The following is a 4,296-nucleotide window of genomic DNA, read 5'->3' on the forward strand; positions in this document are numbered from 1 at the left end:
CAGCACTACTCACCATTCCCACTAGGACGTTAGGTTTCGACTACGATATTGAGATCCGAGATTGGTCTCAAAAGCTTGTCGGCTTTCATGTGTTTGAAGATGGTCGACTCCCGCTCGACGGTGGTATTGGTTTAAGCCTCAATCTTGTTGAACAGTTTGATGTAAATGGTCGTTGGTTAGATTCGTTACCTGCTCGTTATCGTGAGATAACCGATGATTTCCCTGAGTATCAATACCAGATGCTTTGGCTCGCGGCGAACACTTATGAGGCAGCACAACTGCTTGAATTAAGGCCGGTTATCTTGGCGTTAATCTGCATGAAACACAGTGTCGATAACAAGAAAGCATTGGAACTGAGTCGCCTAGGGCAGAAGAGAATCTTAACCGAATTGGGATTAGACAGTAGTAAAGCGACCCTTAAATTTATCGATAAGCTAGAGCTTCATTACAACGTCGGTGATGAGCTTGACCACATTGTGCGAATTCTCGAACCCCTGCAAAGACGTGTTCTTAAATTCAAGCATTACTCCAAAGTTGGCTACACAGCGCTGCGTTTGGATCAGGTTCATCCGTTTTTAACCGGCAGTCGATTAGGTATTGCAATGGTTGAAGAGGGAAGGCTCAATGCGCCTTCAAAGATGGCCATGTTCCAAGACGCGATTTTACTGGGTCAAGATTTGGAGATGGACGATCCACTGCGTGCAATCACTAGCCAAAATTCCTTTGCTATGTTTGAGCAACTGCATGATAGATGGACAGAACAGCGTCAGTTACGCCGTCTAGAAGGAAATCGGCCTGTGGACATGGACATCCCTTATCCCGTTCCTTTACTTGGTAATGACAACATTCATCCGCTTACTGATTACTACGACCTTGAACAAGAGGGCGTGGAACAGAAACATTGTATTGGCGTCTATCACAATCGAATCATGAGCGACCGCTATGTGGTGTTTCGAATGCTTAAGCCTCAGCGCTTAACCATTGGCCTACGTCGTGTTCCAAGCAAAGCCTTTCCGTTTGAAATTGACCAGATTTGTGGGAAACGAAATGCACCGCCATCCGAGTCTGCTCGCCAAGTTATTCATGATTGGTTAGAAGAAGCGAGTAAGCAAAAGTATCCGAAGCAATAGCTGTGACGTAGAAGGAATAACAGGATGTTTCAACAAGGTGATTTATGCCCGCATTGTGGTTTGATTATTGTGATGCCTACGGATTTGCAAGCCGAATGCTTGGGGTGTGGCGAAGAAATCAATGAAGACCCAGCAGACAGTTACGACGAAGAAGAGTAACTTTACCTACCCTGATATAAACCAAGGTTAGGATGGCCGTATTAGCCCTTCAAAGGATGGACAAATGCAGAAAGTAATCTTTAGAAATTGCGATGAAAACTCACCTTATTGGAGTGAGTTAGAGGGCTTATTTCAAAGCGAATGGTGTAATTTCAAGTTTAAAGATACCTATAAAGAAAACGTAAAACTCCCTCCAGTAATAACAGTACTTCGCGATAATGTGGTCATTGGTGGCTTGGCGTATTCCTATTTTCAAGAGCCTCACCAGGTTCGGGATGTGGTGTGGATAAACGCCGTGTTTGTTGGCCCTGTATGGCGCGGTCAAGGTATTGCGAGTGAATTGATTAAACGAGCTGTTGAACAAATGCCAGACTATTATCAATCCCAACCCTTGAAAGATTCAACGTCTAAGTTGTACGCCTACACCAATATTGCGCCTTTGTACCTTTCTCTTGGTTGGTCAATCGTCGATATCGAATCAGAACCGAACCATAAAGTGATGAGTATTGAGCTTAATCGATAAGTTCGAAATAAAAACTTTGATATTAGGTTATCTGCCTTTCGAGTAATGAAGCTCTCTCTTTCATCAACAATGCATAACTCTGTTAAATTTTCGTTGAAACTCATGCCTATATCGCTTTTAAATCAAACAACTCGCTGTTGATTAAAACGATCTCTACGATTTATTGCACCAGTTGTTGAGCACCAAGCCTATATTGACTAGAATGACGCACTTTTTTTATTTACGTACATACAGGTAATGAACATGAGCGATACTAATTCAAGACCAGCTTTACCAGATCATCTTGCAGGTAACCCACGCAGCCCACACCACGTGGCTGAGTGTTTCGAATACCCAATCGGCATTCGTCTAAATGGTAAAGAGCGTACTGATGTTGAAGAATACTGCATCAGCGAAGGTTGGGTTAAGATCCCTTCTCCTAAAGCGCTAGATCGTTTTGGTCAGCCAATGCTTATTACTCTAAAAGGCACAGTAGAAGCTTTCTACATCGAAGATTAATCACTTCGTGTAACTCGATAATGTCGAGTACAAAACGCTGTTATATAGAAGGGTCTAGAGAAATCTAGGCCCTTTTTGTTTGCGTATGCTTCCTTAAGTCGACTTTACCAAGCGATACCTGCTCCAATTGAGAACTCCAAGTCTTCTCCTTCTGCTTTATCGAAACCTGCGGTCACAACAAAGCCACTGTCCATGATGTAGGTTGCATCTAAGCCACCAACTTGTTTGGTTGAGCTGTCAGAGAACTCACGGTTATCTAAAGTGACGTCCATATGGGTACGCTTAATCCCGTAACCTGGGGTGATGTACAAGTTTTCGGTGATACCAATAGGGGCGTGAAACTGATATTCGTTGTCGTGTTGCTTGTATTCGTACGATTCTTCACCTTCGTTATAAGCCGAGCGAGTAAACTCGATGCCATAACCTATGCTTCCCGGACCACGATATTTGATGTAAGAAGCAGACCAATCTCTCCACCCTCGTTCAGCTGATAGGCCAAATGTTATCGCAGTTTCTTCTTGGTTTTGTTCATTGGCTTGTGCGTTAGACATAGTGAACAGCAAGACAGCGGCTAATGTCAGAAGGGGGAACTTTTTGATGGTCATTGGATCTCTCGCTTATGTATACAAAATATCGGCGAATTCAAAGTACTGAATGCCAGTAAATTAGTAACCTAGTCCGGATCTTCCTTGAGCTTTTTAGTTATGTATTCTTGGTTGATGCTTGATCGGCATCCTCTTGGATTTGAGGATGCCTTTTTGATATGGGATTGGTGATAAGTATTACTTCAAAGTACGTAGCTTATTAACCTGCATTTTTGCTCGCACTTTGGTGGCTTGTGCTTGCGACGGCAAGTTGTCTTTAACCTTGTTTTTAATGTCTGCGACAGGGATGAAGTTCCACTGACCGTCGTGATACTTAACCACAAATGTTTCACGGTTCATTTCTTCACGGAACACCCAAACACCATCGTCGAGACGCTTAAAGTCACCAACTACATTGCCGTTCGTACCTCGAATAGTCCAAAAGGTATGTTCAGTATCAAGATAAGACTTCTGCTCACCTGAGATCATCTTGTCTCCAGAGCTAACTTTGACATAGTTATCACGAATGATGATTTCACCAACACGTTTATCATCTACGTAGATGCTGTATAGCGTTTCGTGATCATCAGAACGTTGTTTTACGGCGCTTATATGAGCTTCACCTGTGTCTTTATTAAAAAATGGTACATCACCGATATCTGGGATGTAGACGAAGCCTAGATCAGCTTGTTCAATGGTATCAGCAATGTTTTTTGAATCATCTTTGCCATAGCCAGGGTCGATATTATCAAACCCATTGTCGACATCACTATCAGAGTCGCCGTTTCCAAAACCTGGGTCAATGTTTTCGAAACCATAGTCACCATCAAATTGAGGTTGTGCCGGTTCAGAACCACTGCCAGATGAACAACCTGCTAAAACAGCAGTAAGAACGAGTGCGATAAGTGATTTGTTCATGATATTTCCTAACGTTTGTTGAATTCGTAAGATGCTCACTGACTAACCTCACTACTAGGTGATGGGTACACACCTTGTGTATAGACATTGCTGCATCGCTTGAGATGTACAATAAACAACCTTGGTAATTCGATAAATAAACGGAAAGAAATACAAAACATCACCATTGGCTATGTATTGCTAGTTATACGCATTGCCGATTGCGATGTGCGACTTATCTATTCACATTAATTGGGTGCAAAGAGGTTGATTCTGTTTACAATTGTTTAACTTAATTGCATATCCTTGTTTGAAAAGTTCGATATTTGCTCACTCGAAAGATAGTTTTCTATACAAGCGCACTCTGCACTCAAGAACAACACAAACAAAAATATGAAGCGCAGTCTAATTAAATGAAACTAATATGCTGTATTTAAAGTTATTTTTTGTTAATAACCACCTCTATCACAGAAATTAATCCTGAAGCACATACAATTCCCTTGAT

6 protein-coding genes are annotated in these 4,296 nt (G+C 42.1%); 4 read left to right on the forward strand and 2 right to left on the reverse strand.

Annotation, left to right across the window (positions count from 1 at the left end):
- The 4 genes from AB4496_RS12675 to AB4496_RS12690 form a co-directional block, all read left to right on the forward strand.
- Window positions 1-1,130 (forward strand): PcfJ domain-containing protein (locus AB4496_RS12675; RefSeq protein WP_372131079.1); only part of this gene is annotated, 1,130 nt, incomplete at its 5' end.
- Between the two features lie 24 nt (window positions 1,131-1,154).
- Window positions 1,155-1,289 (forward strand): hypothetical protein, encoded by a 135-nt coding sequence (locus AB4496_RS12680; RefSeq protein ID WP_276605430.1) that lies wholly within the window; start codon window positions 1,155-1,157, stop codon window positions 1,287-1,289.
- 64 nt (window positions 1,290-1,353) lie between these two features.
- Window positions 1,354-1,812 carry a GNAT family N-acetyltransferase gene (locus AB4496_RS12685; RefSeq protein WP_102258504.1) on the forward strand — a complete coding sequence of 153 codons (459 nt, stop codon included), beginning with the start codon at window positions 1,354-1,356 and terminating at the stop codon, window positions 1,810-1,812.
- 243 nt (window positions 1,813-2,055) lie between these two features.
- Entirely contained in the window at window positions 2,056-2,310 is a 255-nt protein-coding gene (locus AB4496_RS12690; protein WP_029223190.1) for a DUF3297 family protein, read from the forward strand.
- A gap of 104 nt (window positions 2,311-2,414) precedes the next feature.
- On the opposite strand, the gene AB4496_RS12695 is transcribed toward AB4496_RS12690, so the two are convergent.
- Both AB4496_RS12695 and AB4496_RS12700 read right to left on the reverse strand, forming a co-directional pair.
- A complete protein-coding gene (locus AB4496_RS12695) occupies window positions 2,415-2,915 on the reverse strand; it encodes a hypothetical protein (protein ID WP_102258503.1) in 501 nt (166 codons plus the stop codon).
- A gap of 177 nt (window positions 2,916-3,092) precedes the next feature.
- Entirely contained in the window at window positions 3,093-3,812 is a 720-nt protein-coding gene (locus tag AB4496_RS12700) for a membrane lipoprotein lipid attachment site-containing protein (protein WP_102258502.1), read from the reverse strand.
- Between the last annotated feature and the right edge of the window lie 484 nt (window positions 3,813-4,296).

The organism is Vibrio sp. 10N.222.46.A1 (assembly GCF_041473595.1).
In the GTDB taxonomy this organism is placed as follows: Bacteria; Pseudomonadota; Gammaproteobacteria; order Enterobacterales; family Vibrionaceae; genus Vibrio; species Vibrio tasmaniensis_A.

What these genes read in the sequence shown, in the direction of transcription:
- AB4496_RS12690 (WP_029223190.1), top strand. Translation starts at nt 2,056, where the DNA reads ATGAGCGATACTAATTCAAGACCAGCTTTACCAGATCATCTTGCAGGT.
- AB4496_RS12685 (WP_102258504.1), top strand. Translation starts at nt 1,354, where the DNA reads ATGCAGAAAGTAATCTTTAGAAATTGCGATGAAAACTCACCTTATTGG.
- AB4496_RS12695 (WP_102258503.1), bottom strand. Translation starts at nt 2,915, where the DNA reads ATGACCATCAAAAAGTTCCCCCTTCTGACATTAGCCGCTGTCTTGCTG.
- AB4496_RS12680 (WP_276605430.1), top strand. Translation starts at nt 1,155, where the DNA reads ATGTTTCAACAAGGTGATTTATGCCCGCATTGTGGTTTGATTATTGTG.
- AB4496_RS12700 (WP_102258502.1), bottom strand. Translation starts at nt 3,812, where the DNA reads ATGAACAAATCACTTATCGCACTCGTTCTTACTGCTGTTTTAGCAGGT.